The sequence below is a fragment of the Lutibacter sp. Hel_I_33_5 genome, assembly GCF_007827455.1.
GTDB lineage: Bacteria > Bacteroidota > Bacteroidia > Flavobacteriales > Flavobacteriaceae > Polaribacter.
Genome location: NZ_VISM01000001.1, coordinates 1,957,793 through 1,972,475, shown reverse-complemented (window position 1 = coordinate 1,972,475; position 14,683 = coordinate 1,957,793). Strand labels below are relative to the sequence as shown.

Genomic DNA, 14,683 nt, shown 5'->3' with positions numbered 1-14,683 from the left:
GAAATTAAATACATTTACAATTAATAGATTTTTAGATTGCTATTCCAAAAGATTTAAGCCAGAATTATGAAAAAAATACTTTTCTTATTGATGATTAGTGCTTCTTTAACAGCACAAACTAAACCTATAAAATTAATTACTCCGGCATATTTACAAGAAGGAGATACTATTGCTATTGTTGCGCCTGCTGGAATTTTAAAAAATAGAAAAGATGTAATTGCTAAGGCAAAAAAATTAGCAGAAAGTTGGGGTTTAAAAGTTGTTTTAGGAAAGAATTTATTTACTCAAGCGCATCATTTTGCAGGAACAGATGATGAACGTTGCGAAGATTTTCAAAAAGCTTTAGACAATCCAAACATAAAAGCAATTTGGGCTGCTCGTGGGGGATATGGTTCTGTACGAATTTTAGACAAACTAGATTTTACCCAATTTTTAAAAAACCCGAAATGGATTATTGGATATTCTGATATTACTGCATTTCACAACCATATTCATAATTTAGGTGTAGAAACTATTCATGGAATGATGCCAACTAGTTTAGAAGAAAAACCTGAAGAAATTATTAAAACAATTGCTACATACAAGAAAGCACTTTTTGGAGATAATTTATCTTACACAATTCCTTCCTCAAAATACAATAGAAACGGAAATGTAAACGGGCAATTAGTGGGTGGTAATATTGCAATTTTAGCCTCGATGTTGGGTTCTAAAAGTCAGATTTCTACTGAAGGAAAAATTTTGTTTATTGAAGAAATTGGAGAATATAAATATTCTATTGATAGAATGTTACAAAGTTTAAAACGTGCAGCATATTTTACGAAAGTAAAAGCCGTTATTGTCGGTGATATGACAAAAGTGAAGAAAAACTCAACACCTTGGGGAAGTTCTATTCAGCAATTAATTTTAGATGTTGTACCTAAAGACATTCCAGTATTATTTGATTTTCCTGCGGGGCACGAATCGGATAATAGAGCTATGATTTTAGGAAGAAGTATTAAGTTGGCCGTTAGCAGTAATCAGTCTTCAGTAGTTTTTGAATAATGGCAGACCACAATGAACTTGGCAAAAAAGGAGAGCAATTAGCTATTGATTTTCTAATTGAAGAAGGATATCTTATTCTTGAGAAAAATTACCGTTATCAAAAAGCAGAGGTAGATATAATCGCTCAGAAAGAAGATATCTTAGCTGTTGTTGAGGTTAAAACAAGAAGTACCGATTATTTTGGGAATCCACAAGATTTTGTCAATCCAAAGAAAATAAAATTATTACTTTCTGCAATCGATTATTATGTGATAGAAAAAGATTTAGATGTAGAAGTACGGTTTGATATTATTGGGATCATTTATCAAAATAATACATCAAAAATTGAGCACTTAAAAGATGCTTTTTTGCATTTTTAATTCAAGGCTTTTATTCCCTTTTTTAAATCTTTTAAGCTATCTGGAAAATCAATAAATTTTTTGTCTTTGTCTAAAATGTAATAGGTTGGAGTGGAGTGAACCTGGTATGTTCTAGCTGTTTTATTTTCCCACTTTCCTAAACCAATTGCGTGATGCCAATCTTCTAAATCAGCCTTAAAATTTAACCAATCATATTCATCTTTTTCCATAGCAAAAGCAACAACTTTTATGTTGTTATATTGCTTCATAAATGTATATAATTGTGGAATTTCTCTTACACAATGAGAACACCCTGTACTATAAAAAACTAGGATGTAGTTTTCTCCATCTTTTAATTCTGAAAGTTTACTAGTTTTTTTACCATCTTTCCAAGAAAAATCTGGTGCAACAACATTATAAGCAACCTTTATTTGCTCTTTCATTTTTTCTTTAAAGCTTGCATCTTGATGTTCTTTAGGCAGCTTATCAAAGTAATTTTCAAACAATTCATTAACAATTTCCGCATCTTTTAAATGTGCATATTGAGATATAAAATACATGACAATACCACTTTTAAAAGCAGTATCATTAATTTTATCTAAAGCTGTTTTTATAAGTGGTAACGATGATTTCCCTTCAGTTTTATAAGTATTTATATAGTTAGCAACTCGTTCTATAACAAAAGAAGAATTTAGTAAATTTTGATTCGTAAAATCTATGTTATCAAAATAATGCTTTTTATTATATTCAACTAATTCATTTGCAGGTAAAGGCAATGCTGATCTATGGTTAAAAGAAGCTTTAATAAAGTCTAAAGCCATTGTTTCTTTAGATTTTTCTAAATACGAATTTTGAATAGATTTTGTTTTTTTTAAGGACTTTTTATATTGTTTTACAATACTTTTTTTAGGAGTTTTTAAATAGACTTGCTGTAAGGAATCTGTTACATATTGAGCAGGAGTTATTTCATCTAAAAAATTAGTGTACAATAAATTTTCTTTAGATTCTTTAAATTTTATTTCTCCTTCTATTTTCTGAATAAACTCAAAAACAACATCTTCTTTATTATAAAGAAAATCTACATACCCGTTATTTTGTGTATCATAAAATATTCTGTAAGCTCCAGGTTTTAAGTTTTCTGGAACTTTTAAGGTGAAGCTACCAATATGATTTGAAGGAATTATTGGGTTTTTTATAGATGTAATAGGACTATGCGCTTTATATAATTGTCTTGCTCCTTCAACCTTATATAATAAAGCTGTTTGATATTGTTTAGGAGATTTAAAAGTTCCTTTTACCGTGTGTTGTGCGTTTGTTATAAAAGGGAATAACAAAAGAAGTAGAATATATTTCATCAATATTGATTTTATCTAAAGAATTTCAAGAAACGTACCAAAAATACTATTTCTCTGTTAAAATAGGTATCTTGTAAGTCAAAATTTACAAAAATGGATTTTTCTAATAAAGTTATTTGGATTACTGGAGCTTCTTCTGGAATAGGAAAAACACTGGCAATTGAGCTTTCTAATTTAAATGCGAAAATTATTTTATCCTCTAGAAAAAAGGAAGCATTAGAACTTGTAAAAAATGAATGTAAACATCCTTCAGAAGTGAAAGTTCTTCCGTTAGATTTAGAAAATTACACCAATTTTTCTAATACAGTTGATAAGGCTATTTCTTGTTTTAATAAAGTTGATATTTTGGTAAATAATGGTGGAATTAGTCAAAGATCTTTTGCAAAAGACACTTCTATTGATGTTGATAAACGGTTATTAGATATTAATTATTTAGGAACTATTGCACTAACAAAAGCAATTTTACCTCATTTTATAAAAAATAAACAAGGTCAATTTGTAGTAACTACCAGTATAGTTGGAAAAATTGGGACACCTTTACGTTCTAGTTACGCTGCAAGCAAACATGCCTTGCATGGTTTTTTTGATAGCCTTAGAGCAGAACATTATCAAGATAATATACCAGTAACGTTAGTTTGTCCAGGTTTTGTACAAACAAATGTTTCTAAAAATGCTTTAACTGGTGATGGTTCTCCACAGCAAAAAATGGATGTTGCCACTCAAAACGGAATTCATCCAAAGAAGTTTGCAAAACTAATGGCAAAAGCGATTTTTAAGAAAAAAGAAGAAGTTTATATTGCTGGTTTAAAAGAGAAGTCAGGCGTGTATGCAAAACGTTTTTATCCTAAATTGTTATCGTATATGATTCGTAAATTAAGTGTTACTTAATCGGTAATGTATTTTAACCCATCAAAATAATTAACAATAGCTTCTTTCATCAAAACTGTTTGTTCACCGGGTTTTAGATTCGGTAATTCAGTTATTGTTTTATAATGTGGCCAACCATCACCATCAAAATAATCAAACTCATAATACCCATAAGGCTCTAAAAGTTTACAAATTGCAATATGCATTAAGTTAACTTTTTCATCTTTTTTAAAAGTTCTATGCCCTTGCCCTAATTCTTGTACACCAATTAAATAGATGATTCCATCTACATTAAGGGTTTCTCCTTCAGAAAATCGATCGGTTAATTTTGTAACCAAAAGATTCCATTTTTCTTTTAAATTAGTAACTTCAGTCATACTTGTTAATATAAAATCAAAGATACAAATGAGTTATGTATATTTACCTAAAAATTTAGTAAATGAATATTTTTGATATTATTATCGCAGCGTTATTATTATTTGGATTCGTTAGAGGATTAATGAAAGGGTTATTTGTCGAAGTAGCCTCATTGGTTGCTTTAGTTGGAGGTGTTTATGGCGCAATACATTTCTCTTATTTTATTGGCGATTATTTAAAAGAATCTGTTTCTTGGAGCGAAGAATATATATCGTTAGCCGCTTTTGCAGGAACGTTTGTTGTTATTATTATTGTCATTGGATTATTGGGAAAAATATTAACAAAAATTGCAGATTTTGCAGCACTAGGTATTATTAATAAAATATTAGGCGGTGTGTTTGGCGCTTTAAAAATTGGACTGATTTTAAGTGTTGTTTTTATCTTTTTTGGAAAGATGAATGATACACTTCCATTTATTAAAAAGGAGACATTAGATAAGTCAATTCTCTATGGTCCAGTTAAAATGATTGCACCAACTATTTTACCATCAATAATCAAAGGTGAAGAAAAAGAAATTGATCTCAACAAATTTAGCTAGTTTAACAACAAAAATATTTTTTTCTCATAAGAAAATTGTATCTTGCTCATCCGCTAAATAAGAATAATGAAAGTTGTAGTAAGACTCTTTTTATTTCTGTGCCTCTTTTTTGCACTGTCCTCATTTTCAATAAAACAAGACTGTACTGTTTTAAAGAATAATTCTTTTACCTATAAGCTAGGTAAGGATAAAGTTTTGGTTGTTTTTAATGAAGATAAACACACAGAATATCACGAAGAAGGTAAATATATTATTCAATCTGATATTAAATGGATTTCAGAATGCGAGTATTATTTAATTATAAACGAAGCAACACTTCCAAATTTCCCTTTTAAACTAGGCTCAAAACTCCATGTAAAGATTACTGGAAAAAGAGGAAAAAAAATCTATTATAAGTCAACCCTTGGTGGTAATACCTGGGAGGGTAGAATGACTTTAAAATAAAAAAGGCTGGTTAAAACCAGCCTTTCATTTTTTATACTAATTCTACTTTACCACTGGAAAGTTTGTAAACAGCACCAACTATTTCAATTTCTCCATTGTCTTCCATCTCTCTAAGAATTCCACTTTTTTCACGAATTCTATCAATAGTTAACAGTACGTTATTTTCAACTGTTTTAGCCACAAACTCTTTATTCGAAGAATTTGTTTCTCCATCTACTTCATCAGAAGATTTCTTAACAGCAGGCATAATATTGTCTAGCATTTCGGTAATATTACCTAATTCTACGCCATCACATGCCGCTTTAACAGCACCACAACTTTCGTGACCTAAAACTAAGATTAATTTACTTCCTGCAACTTTACACGAGTATTCTAAACTTCCTAAAATGTCTGTATTTTCAAAATTCCTAGCAACTCTGGCAACAAAAATATCACCAATAGTTTGGTCAAAAACTTGCTCTACAGGCACACGAGAATCTATACAAGACAATACTACAGCTTTTGGAAACTGACCACCAACAGTATCTTTTACTAAGGCGTTATAATCTGCTGCTTGTAACTCATTGTTTCTAAATCTTTCGTTACCATCAAGTAAATCTCCTAAAACTCCTTTTGGAGATAATTTTCCTTGAACTTCTTTATTAATTGCTATATTTTTCATCTTTCTAATATTTTTTAATTATTATCCTTTACGTTTTGTTTTACCCATTCTACACATTCATCAAAAGAACTAAAGATATGATTTTCTGGAATAAAATCTGGAATGATGTCGATTCTTTCCATCATATATTTAGGTTGTTTTAATAACTCTACAAATAAGACTTCAACATTTTTTGATTTTAAATCTTGTAACATATCCTCCATTGCATACAATCCAGATTGATCCATGTATTGCATTCTTCCTAATCGCAAAATAACAGTTGATGCGGTATCAGGAATCTGTTTTGCTAATGCTTGAAAATCACTTGTAGATCCAAAAAATAATGGCCCTTTAATGTGTTTAATAAATACTTCTTCTATTAAGTTTTTAGGGAAATCCTTTTCATCTGCCCATGGCTCTTCTTTTAATGATTTTACGTCCGATCGCTCTGCGGTTAAATCCCCAATTTTTTTCATAAACATTAAAGAAGCAATTACCAATCCGATTCCTACTGCATATACTAAATTCCAAAAAGTAGAAAGTAATAATACGATTAACATAATTAATACTTCTGAACTTAATTTTAGTGGTCCTAGTTTAATGTCTTTTGGTAAACTAGGAATTGCTTTTAATCCTTTATAATCCATTACACCAATACCTACGGTAATTAAAATACCTGCTAAAACTGCTGCAGGAATTTGTGAAGCAATGGGACCTAAACCTAATAAAATAACTAATAACATAATACCAGCTATCATACCAGAAAGTTTCGTTTTTCCACCAGAATTGATGTTTACAACGGTTCTAATGGTTGCTCCAGCACCTGGAATCCCTCCAAAAATAGCTGCAATACTATTTCCAATACCTTGACCTACCAATTCTTTATTGGGTTTATGTTTCGTTTTTGTCATATTATCTGCAACAACAGAAGTTAACAAAGAATCGATTGCACCTAATAACGCTAATGTTAAAGCAGTAAATATATAAGGTGTAATACTTGATAAGGAGAAACTAGAAAATATTTCTAGATTCGGAATTGGGAATCCGCTTGGAATTTCTTCAATTGGACGATAATTTAGCCCAAAACCGACTGCTATTCCAGACATTACCAGTAAGGCGACTAATGTACTTGGAACTGCCGTGGTAATCCGTTTAAACCCATAAATTATAATAATAGTACCCAACGCTAATAGTAATTCTAGCCAATTAATATTTTGTAACGCTTTAGGTAATACTTTAAACGCGCCTAAAACTCCAGAAGCTTCTTTACCTGCCAAAGTTTTAGATTCCTTTAGAATATCTGCTTGAGAAATCTTTTCAGCTCTAGTAATTGTTTCTTTGAAATTTTCTAAAACTAAAATTCCTTCTCCAGCTTCTTCTTTAAGAATATTCTCAAGGATAATTTCTTCTGCTTGAGGTTTAAATTGTTCAACAAATTGAGCATCTTCTTTTGCGTAATATCCTAAAGATGGTAAAATTTGAGTTACTAGAATGATAACTCCAATTGCTGTCATAAAACCAGAAACCACAGGGTATGGAATATATCGTATATATTTCCCTAAACCAATAGCTCCCAAACCAATTTGCATTAATCCAGCTAATAAAAACACCGTTAAAATAATAGGTAGTGCTTTATTTACATCACCATCATTAGCAGCAATAATACTTGCAATTACAACCATACTTACTGCTGTCATAGGTGCAGTTGGTCCCGAAATTTGTGTGCTAGTTCCGCCAAATAATGCAGCAAAAAAACTAATAAATATGGCTCCATATAATCCAGCACTTGGGCCTAAACCAGATGAAACTCCAAAAGCTAATGCTAACGGTAGAGCAACAATTCCTGCTGTAATTCCACCAAAAGCGTCACCTTTTATGTTTGAAAATAAATTTTTCATGAATAAAATTTTTTAAAATTACTTGCTTTTAGACAAGTCGTGTTTGTAAATTAATGTTGATTTTTTTCCAGAAACTGATTAACTAAATTCTGGAGGCGGAGTTGTATACTCTAAATATTGAATTCTATAATTCTCTATAATATGTATTGATAAGTTTTTATCAATAATATAGGATGATTCTGAAGCGTTTGGATACATTGATTGATTAATTTTCTCTGATTCATCAACTTCTTTATTCTCTTCATTTTCATTCTCAAAATCGTCTAAAACAATATGAGAAGCTGTTGGAGTATCAGAAAGAATAGAAAGATTATCTGCTACAAACACACATACCTTTAGCGATAATACAGCTAAAAGTATAAATTTAAAAATGTGATGTTTAAATAATGTAATCATTTATAGTTCTTTGATTTCATCAGCAATTAGCCAGCCAATTTTACCGTCAGCTAATTTAACTTTTTTCCAGTTATCTACTTCATCTAAAACCATAATTTTTGTTCCTTCATGTATTGTAAAGACATCATTTCCGTTTAAAGTTGGTGCATTTTTTACATCTATCTTTTTAGAAAAAACAATTGCATGCCTTTTAGAGGTACTTAAATTATATTGATTTATGGTGATTAACAAGCTAGAGAACAACATGATAAAACTAAGAATACTACTTATAAAGTAGAACCTTTTTTTAGTTGGGATTTCAGAAAAATAGAATAATAAAAACAGTATGGAAGCTAAAAAAGATAGTACCACAACTACAATTGCCCATTGATTATACGTGAGTTTTTGCAAATAATTCTCATTGAATTTTTGTAAAATAGACTTCGGTAATTCTTCAATTCTGTCTAAAGTTAATCGTTTTGCAAAGACTAAGTTATTGGTTGCATCTTTATGTAACGGGTTAATAGATAAGGCTTTTTCATAGTTATAAATGGTTGCTGCCACTTCATTTAATTTATAATAACAATTCCCTAAATTATAGTATACATCTGAAGAAACTTGGTCTTTTTTTTCTATCTTTTGATAAACCTTTATGGCTTCTTTATACTTTCCTTCTTTGTATAAATTATTTGCGGTTGTAAATAAATCATTAGCGGTTTGTGCCAACAATATGCTGGGAAGTAAAAACAATAAAAAGAATATTTTTTTCATTTTATAGTTGTTTATCTAAATCCATGATTATCTGTTTCGCTTTTTCGTACTCTTCCTTCATTTGCACATTTGTTATTGGTGTATAACGTGCAAAATCGCAATCTTTTAATACATCAATAAATCGATCTATGGTTGAATTTTCTACATTCTTATCAGTTAAAATTTGAGATATTTTATCTCTACTAATATCAGAAGTTTCAACGCCTAATTTTGCTTTTAAATAATTGTGCAAAGCACGTTCTAAAGCTTCATAAAACGCTTCTTTTTTTCCTAATTGTTTTTGAGCATCAGCTAAATATTTTTTAGCTAAACGCTCTGCTTTTCTTAATTTATTACCAATTATATCATTGCTTCTTGCTTCATTTTTCTTGGCGATAAAAATTCCTATTGGAATAGCAATTAAAGGGAGTAACAATAAAATATAAAACAATTTAGAGTTATAAAAATCGTCTGTTTTTATAGTTGAAAAAGATGTTTTAGTTTGTATGTATCTAAAATTATTTCCTGTAGTATTTACGTTTTGTTTTACAACTGAACTTACATCAGAATTACTTTTTAATTCTTTTCCTTCTAAAACATTTACAAATAAATCTTCAGTAGTAATTGTATGGTATTTTTTTTCTTTTGCATTAAAGTAAGAAAAAGAAGTACTTGGAATTTTATATTTTCCTTTATATTGTGGAACAACCGTATACAAATCATAAACTTCACCTCTTATTCCGGTAGAAGTCACTCTTGTTTTTTCTTTTCTTTCTGGCTGATACACTTCTAATTCTTCTGGAGTTGTAATCTTAGGAATCTCAAATAATTTTAAGTTTCCTTTTCCATTTACACGTACTTTTATTTGCGAAGATTCATTTGCTTTTAAAGCGTTTTTACTCAAGTTTACACTAAAAGAGAAATCACCAACAGCACCATTAAAATTATCTGGTTTACCTTCTAATGGTAATGATTTAGCAATAATTGTTTTTTTAGGCGATGCAAAATCTCGACGAATATTTTTTGTAATTACATTTCCAAAAAAATCTGCTCTACCCGTTGGAACACCAATAAGGATTTCCATTTTCATCGGATCAATAGTAAGTTTTCCAGATTTTGTTGGTACTAATAAGGCTTTTTGTAAAACGACATAACGATAACTCTCACCATTATAGGTTCCGTTTTTTACAGACAACCCATCTCTTTTTATTTCTTGATTCCAAAAACCATTGTATTGCGGTGCTTCGGATGTACTAAAATCATATACATTAATATTTTGACTAACATATAATCTATATTCTACATAAATTCCTTCACCAACATATGGTCTAGATTTTGAAACTTCTGCAACTAAATGAATATTTTGTTGTGCAATATAATTTGGATCGTTAGGATCTTTAGGAAGATCTACAGCATCTAAAACAACTACTTTTACAGGAGTAGATTTAACCGTTTTTCCACCGATTTCTACTGTTGCAGACTGAATATAAAGCTCTCCTTTTCTTTTTGGTTGAATGATATATGTATATGATTGCGAAAAACTTGCTCGTCCATTAACCCAAGACTGACTTACAGATTGATTTGGACCACCAACTACTTTAAAATCTCTAAAATTGGGTGGTGTAAAATTATCTGAACCTTGTTTGTTTATAGAAAACTCTACACGTAAACGTTGGTTTAGCCCTAATTTATTTTTACTCACTTTAGCAACCAAAGTACCTTCTTGCGCATATAAATTAAACGTAAGTAGCGTAATAATTAATGATATGTAAAAACGTAATTTCATTTTATAAATCTGAGCAAAAATAGTAATTAACAACTATTATTTTACCAGTCTTTTTCTTGTTTTACTTTTTTACCTTTTGCCTTTTTAAGATTCATTTTTTTCTGAGTTTTCTTTTCCTCATTATTTAAATTCTCTAACAATTGTTTTATTTGTTGAGGTGTCATTTGACCTTGCTTTGGCTTAGGTTTTTCTTTCTGATCTTTCTTCTTGTCAGGATTTTTGTTTTTATCCTGCTTATTGTCTCCTTTATCTTTGTTTTGATCGTCTTTTTTGTCCTTATCCTTTCCGTCTTTATTATCTTTTTTATCCTTGTTCTTGTCGTCCTTTTTATCTTTATTCTTGTCTTTGTTTTTATCGTCTTTCTTGTCCTTATTTTTTTGCTTTTCTTTTTCTAATAGTTTCTGAGCAACAGCCAAATTATAGCGAGTTTCATCATCATTAGGATTGTTTCTTAACGCATTTTTATAGGCATCTACAGCAGGTTGATATTGCTTTTGTTCCATCATAGCATTCCCGATATTATGATATGCTTCAGATTTTTCTACTTTCGTTTTTGCAGTCTTTGTGGTTAATTCAAATTGCGGAACAGCTTCCTTATAATTTTTTTCTTGATACAAAGCATTCCCTAGATTATAGCTTGCTTTATCGTACTTACTATTTTTACCTAAGGCTTTTTTATACGCAACTGAAGCATCTGTAAATTTTTGCTGATTGTATAATTTATTACCATTACGTAATAAAGTTCTAGCTTCACGTTGTAGTTTTAATGTGTCTTGTTGTGCATGAATATTTATTGATGAAAATAGCATCAAAATAACCAATAGTATGTTTTGTAAATGGTTCATGTTATTTCTTTTCTTCGTTAAATAAATCAACTTTCCGTAGCCATTTAGTTTTCTTGTCAAACAAGAAAATATCTAACACTAAAAACAATATTCCTATTCCTATAAACCATTGAAATTGATCTTTATAATCCGAAAATTGTTTTGTTTCAAATTCACTTTTTTGTGCATTCGTAATAATTCCTTCAATAGTTTTTACTGGATTATCTGTTTTGTTTCCGTCAATGTAATTTCCGTTTGCGGCATCTGCAATTCCTTGTAAAACATCAGGTTTCCTTTTCGTGATTACCGTTTCACCCTTTCTATCCTTTTTATAACCGATTAAAGAACCGTTTAATTTCATTGGAATTGGACCACCACTTTCTGTTCCAACACCAATAGTATAAACTTTTATGCCTTCGTTAGCAATATTCTGAGCAACTTGTTTTGTTTCTTCTTGATGATCTTCTCCATCAGAAATAATGATTAAAAAACGATTGGTTTGCTCATCATTATTATAATATGTTTTAGCCAATTCTAAGGCTTCGTTTATTGCTGTTCCTTGGCTTGAAACCATGTCTGGATTCGCATTTTGCAAAAACATTTTTGCTGCCGCATGATCTGTTGTAATTGGTAAAAGAGGATATGAATTCCCCGCATAAATAATTACCCCAACTCTATCGCTACCTAATTTATCTATGATTTTAGAAATGATTTGTTTCGATTTTTCTAATCGGTTTGGCGCAATATCTTCTGCTAACATGCTTTTAGAAACATCCAACGCAAAAACAACGTCTACACCTTCACGTTTTACAGTTTGTAGCTTTGTTCCCATTTTTGGATTCACCAATGAAAGTATTAAAAATGATAAACCAATAATTAAAAAAACTAACTTTAAAACTGATTTAAACGTTGATGAATTTGGTGCTAATTGCTGTAATAATTCTGGTGAAGCAAACTTTTTTTGTGCTCTTTTTTTCCACCATAAAACCAACAGAAATATGACAATTATCACAGGGATAATTGCAAAAAAGTAAAAATATATTGGTTCTTCTATTTTGTACATCCTTTGGATGGTTTAATTGTTTTTTGTTTAACTGTTTAATTGTGCTTTTCTCAAAGCATTAAGCATGTTTGTTATTTTATAAATACTAGTTCTTAAATTGATATATTCTGCTTCAGAAATATACTTTAATTCTTTAGAAAGGATTAATTGATTTAAAACTTCCATCGTAGAACTATACGATATTGTTGTAAAATGAGCTTTATCTTTATTAGTAGCTCGTGATGTTCCTTCAGCTAAATTAGATGAAATTGAAACTGATGCTCTTCTTAATTGATTAATTAATCCAAATTTTTCAGATGTCGGAAATTTTCCAGTTAATCCATAGATGTTTTTTGAAAGGCTAATTGCTTCTTTCCAAACTTCTAATTTTTCAAATGAAAATGTATGCATTCAATTTTACGTTTTAACAATTTAACTTTTCAACAATAACTATATAAAACTTTTGAATACAGTGTTTCTTAATAAAAACTCTAACAGCAATAATCCGCCAGCTAAAAACACTAGTAATCTATATTTTTCTTGATAATTATAGTATTTAAATTCTTCTATTTTTGTTTTTTCTAGCGTATCAATTTCATCATAAATATCTTTCAACTTTGTATTATTCGTAGCTCTAAAATACTTTCCTTCGGTTTCTGTTGCTATATGTTTTAATAAAGCTTCGTCAATTTCTACCTGTTGATTTCTGAATTGTAATTTCCCTGTTCTTGGATCTCTACTCCATGGAAAAGGAGCCATTCCGTTTGTTCCAATTCCAATTGTATATACTTTAATACTTAATTCTTTTGCTAATTCTGTAGCAGTTTTTGGATCTACAAATCCAGAATTATTTACGCCATCGGTTAAAAGAATAATAATTTTACTTTTTGCTTTACTTTCTTTTAATCTATTAACTGCAGATCCTAAGCCCATCCCTATAGCTGTTCCTCCTTCTAATTGACCCCATTTAATTTCAGAAATTGTACGTTTTACTATTCCTTTATCGCTAGTTATTGGTGTTTGAGTAAAACTTTCTCCGGCGTAAACTACAATTCCAATTCTATCATTAGGGCGACGATTCACAAAATCTGTCGCTACTTTTTTTAATGCTTCAAGTCGATTTGGTTTTAAATCTTTTGCTAACATACTGGCAGAAACGTCTATTGCCATAACAATATCAATTCCTCTATTAGTTTTTGTCTTTTTACTTACCGAAACATTTCTTGGTCTTGCTAAAGCTACAATTAAGACTGCCAATGCCGCTAGTCTTAATAGATATAAAAAAGGTTTTAGTTTTGATAGAAATGAATTTTTGACCGAAAATCCTTTAACACTTGGAATGGTTAATTTTGCTCCATCTTTTTTACGGGTAAAGAAATACCATACCGCTAATAAAGGAATGATTCCTAAAAGCCATAAAAACTCTGGATTATGAAATTCAAAATTATTCCACTTCATTTTCTTCTTCTATTATTTTTGGTTTCAAATTATTGACAATATTTTCCGCATCTCTTCTATCATCTTCAATTTCTTCAGCCATTGGTTTAGATTTCGCAAATTTTACTAAATCAGCTTCTTGTAATAGTCCTTTTAATTTTTTAATGGTTTCTTTTGAAGTATCTATAGTTTCTGTTTTTTGAAAACCTGATAATGTTTCAATAATTTCATCAGTAGTAATTTCAAGCGCAGGAATCTTTAGTTCACGCTCAATATATCCACGTACAATTTCCGTTAACTCACTATAGTATTTTTTAACCTTATTGTTTTGCCAAAGTAGTTTAGTATCCAATGCTTTTAACTTTTGCATTGCTTCATCATAAGGAGGAATGTCTGGAACAACTTCTATTTCTTCTTCAGCTTTTTTCTTTCTAAAAACAAAATAATAAAGTAATAATCCAATGATAACTAATGCTGCTAAAACCCACCATAAATAATGTTTAAAATCATTAAATTGATAAGGTTCTCCTTTGATTCCTTTAATAGGAAATTTTTTAATTTTGGTAGTATCAACAGCTATTGTAGCAACATTTATTAATAAAGAATCGGTTAAATATGCCTGATTTTTTATAAACACTTGTTGTTGCGGAATGTAAAATGCACCACTATCAAAACCAGTTAAAATATATTTTCTAATTAAGCTGTTTTTTATGGTATCAATTTTAGTAGAATCAACTACTTCTAAGTTGTTTAAGTTATTAAGTTTTGGTAAAATTACATTATCAGTTCCATCAACAGAAATAGTGTATTCAAACTGTTCACCAATTCTAATATTAGTAGTGTCTACAGCTATAGTCACTTTTGGTTTTTCTTGAGAAAAACTAAGTGAAGCAACTAAAAAAAGTATATATAATAAATGGTTTTTCACTAT

General features: G+C 29.7%; 17 protein-coding genes. 5 read left to right on the top strand and 12 right to left on the bottom strand.

The window, feature by feature from the left end:
* Positions 1-66 precede the first annotated feature (66 nt).
* Complete coding sequence (locus OD91_RS08810) at positions 67-1,041, top strand: LD-carboxypeptidase (protein WP_144896020.1); 975 nt, start codon at positions 67-69, stop codon at positions 1,039-1,041.
* Positions 1,041-1,400, top strand: a complete 360-nt coding sequence (locus tag OD91_RS08805) for a YraN family protein (RefSeq protein ID WP_144896019.1) — start codon at positions 1,041-1,043, stop codon at positions 1,398-1,400. The genes OD91_RS08810 and OD91_RS08805 overlap by 1 nt, the downstream gene beginning before the upstream one ends.
* Here OD91_RS08805 and OD91_RS08800 read toward each other — a convergent pair.
* A complete protein-coding gene (locus OD91_RS08800; protein WP_144896018.1) occupies positions 1,397-2,734 on the bottom strand; it encodes a TlpA disulfide reductase family protein in 1,338 nt (445 codons plus the stop codon). The genes OD91_RS08805 and OD91_RS08800 overlap by 4 nt on opposite strands.
* 93 nt (positions 2,735-2,827) lie before the next feature.
* Between OD91_RS08800 and OD91_RS08795 the strand changes: the two genes are divergently transcribed.
* A complete protein-coding gene (locus OD91_RS08795; protein WP_144896017.1) occupies positions 2,828-3,622 on the top strand; it encodes an SDR family oxidoreductase in 795 nt (264 codons plus the stop codon).
* Here OD91_RS08795 and OD91_RS08790 read toward each other — a convergent pair.
* Positions 3,619-3,978: a hypothetical protein gene (locus tag OD91_RS08790; RefSeq protein ID WP_144896016.1), complete on the bottom strand. Its 360-nt coding sequence runs from the start codon at positions 3,976-3,978 to the stop codon at positions 3,619-3,621. The genes OD91_RS08795 and OD91_RS08790 overlap by 4 nt on opposite strands.
* Positions 3,979-4,040: 62 nt before the next feature.
* Between OD91_RS08790 and OD91_RS08785 the strand changes: the two genes are divergently transcribed.
* Together OD91_RS08785 and OD91_RS08780 are read left to right on the top strand one after the other, a co-directional pair.
* Entirely contained in the window at positions 4,041-4,556 is a 516-nt protein-coding gene (locus OD91_RS08785) for a CvpA family protein (RefSeq protein ID WP_144896015.1), read from the top strand.
* Between the two features lie 66 nt (positions 4,557-4,622).
* Entirely contained in the window at positions 4,623-5,000 is a 378-nt protein-coding gene (locus OD91_RS08780; RefSeq protein WP_144896014.1) for a hypothetical protein, read from the top strand.
* Between the two features lie 31 nt (positions 5,001-5,031).
* Here OD91_RS08780 and OD91_RS08775 read toward each other — a convergent pair whose 3' ends face one another.
* The 10 genes from OD91_RS08775 to OD91_RS08730 all read right to left on the bottom strand — a co-directional run bounded on the left by OD91_RS08775 (position 5,032) and on the right by OD91_RS08730 (position 14,680).
* Complete coding sequence (locus OD91_RS08775) at positions 5,032-5,661, bottom strand: carbonic anhydrase family protein (protein WP_144896013.1); 630 nt, start codon at positions 5,659-5,661, stop codon at positions 5,032-5,034.
* 14 nt (positions 5,662-5,675) lie between these two features.
* Positions 5,676-7,538, bottom strand: coding sequence for a SulP family inorganic anion transporter (locus OD91_RS08770; protein WP_144896012.1), 1,863 nt, complete (start codon positions 7,536-7,538; stop codon positions 5,676-5,678).
* A gap of 78 nt (positions 7,539-7,616) precedes the next feature.
* The gene (locus OD91_RS08765; RefSeq protein ID WP_144896011.1) at positions 7,617-7,934 is read right to left on the bottom strand and encodes a hypothetical protein; all 318 of its coding nucleotides are present in this window, start codon (positions 7,932-7,934) and stop codon (positions 7,617-7,619) included.
* Positions 7,935-8,684 carry a tetratricopeptide repeat protein gene (locus OD91_RS08760; protein WP_144896010.1) on the bottom strand — a complete coding sequence of 250 codons (750 nt, stop codon included), beginning with the start codon at positions 8,682-8,684 and terminating at the stop codon, positions 7,935-7,937. It lies immediately after the preceding gene.
* 1 nt (position 8,685) lies between these two features.
* The gene (locus OD91_RS08755) at positions 8,686-10,449 is read right to left on the bottom strand and encodes a BatD family protein (RefSeq protein WP_144896009.1); all 1,764 of its coding nucleotides are present in this window, start codon (positions 10,447-10,449) and stop codon (positions 8,686-8,688) included.
* Between the two features lie 41 nt (positions 10,450-10,490).
* A complete protein-coding gene (locus tag OD91_RS08750; protein ID WP_144896008.1) occupies positions 10,491-11,294 on the bottom strand; it encodes a tetratricopeptide repeat protein in 804 nt (267 codons plus the stop codon).
* Between the two features lies 1 nt (position 11,295).
* A complete protein-coding gene (locus OD91_RS08745; RefSeq protein ID WP_186434430.1) occupies positions 11,296-12,336 on the bottom strand; it encodes a VWA domain-containing protein in 1,041 nt (346 codons plus the stop codon).
* A gap of 27 nt (positions 12,337-12,363) precedes the next feature.
* Positions 12,364-12,726 (bottom strand): four helix bundle protein, encoded by a 363-nt coding sequence (locus tag OD91_RS08740; RefSeq protein WP_144896007.1) that lies wholly within the window; start codon positions 12,724-12,726, stop codon positions 12,364-12,366.
* Between the two features lie 39 nt (positions 12,727-12,765).
* Entirely contained in the window at positions 12,766-13,773 is a 1,008-nt protein-coding gene (locus tag OD91_RS08735) for a VWA domain-containing protein (protein ID WP_144896006.1), read from the bottom strand.
* The gene (locus tag OD91_RS08730; protein ID WP_144896005.1) at positions 13,760-14,680 is read right to left on the bottom strand and encodes a BatD family protein; all 921 of its coding nucleotides are present in this window, start codon (positions 14,678-14,680) and stop codon (positions 13,760-13,762) included. The genes OD91_RS08735 and OD91_RS08730 overlap by 14 nt, the downstream gene beginning before the upstream one ends.
* Between the last annotated feature and the right edge of the window lie 3 nt (positions 14,681-14,683).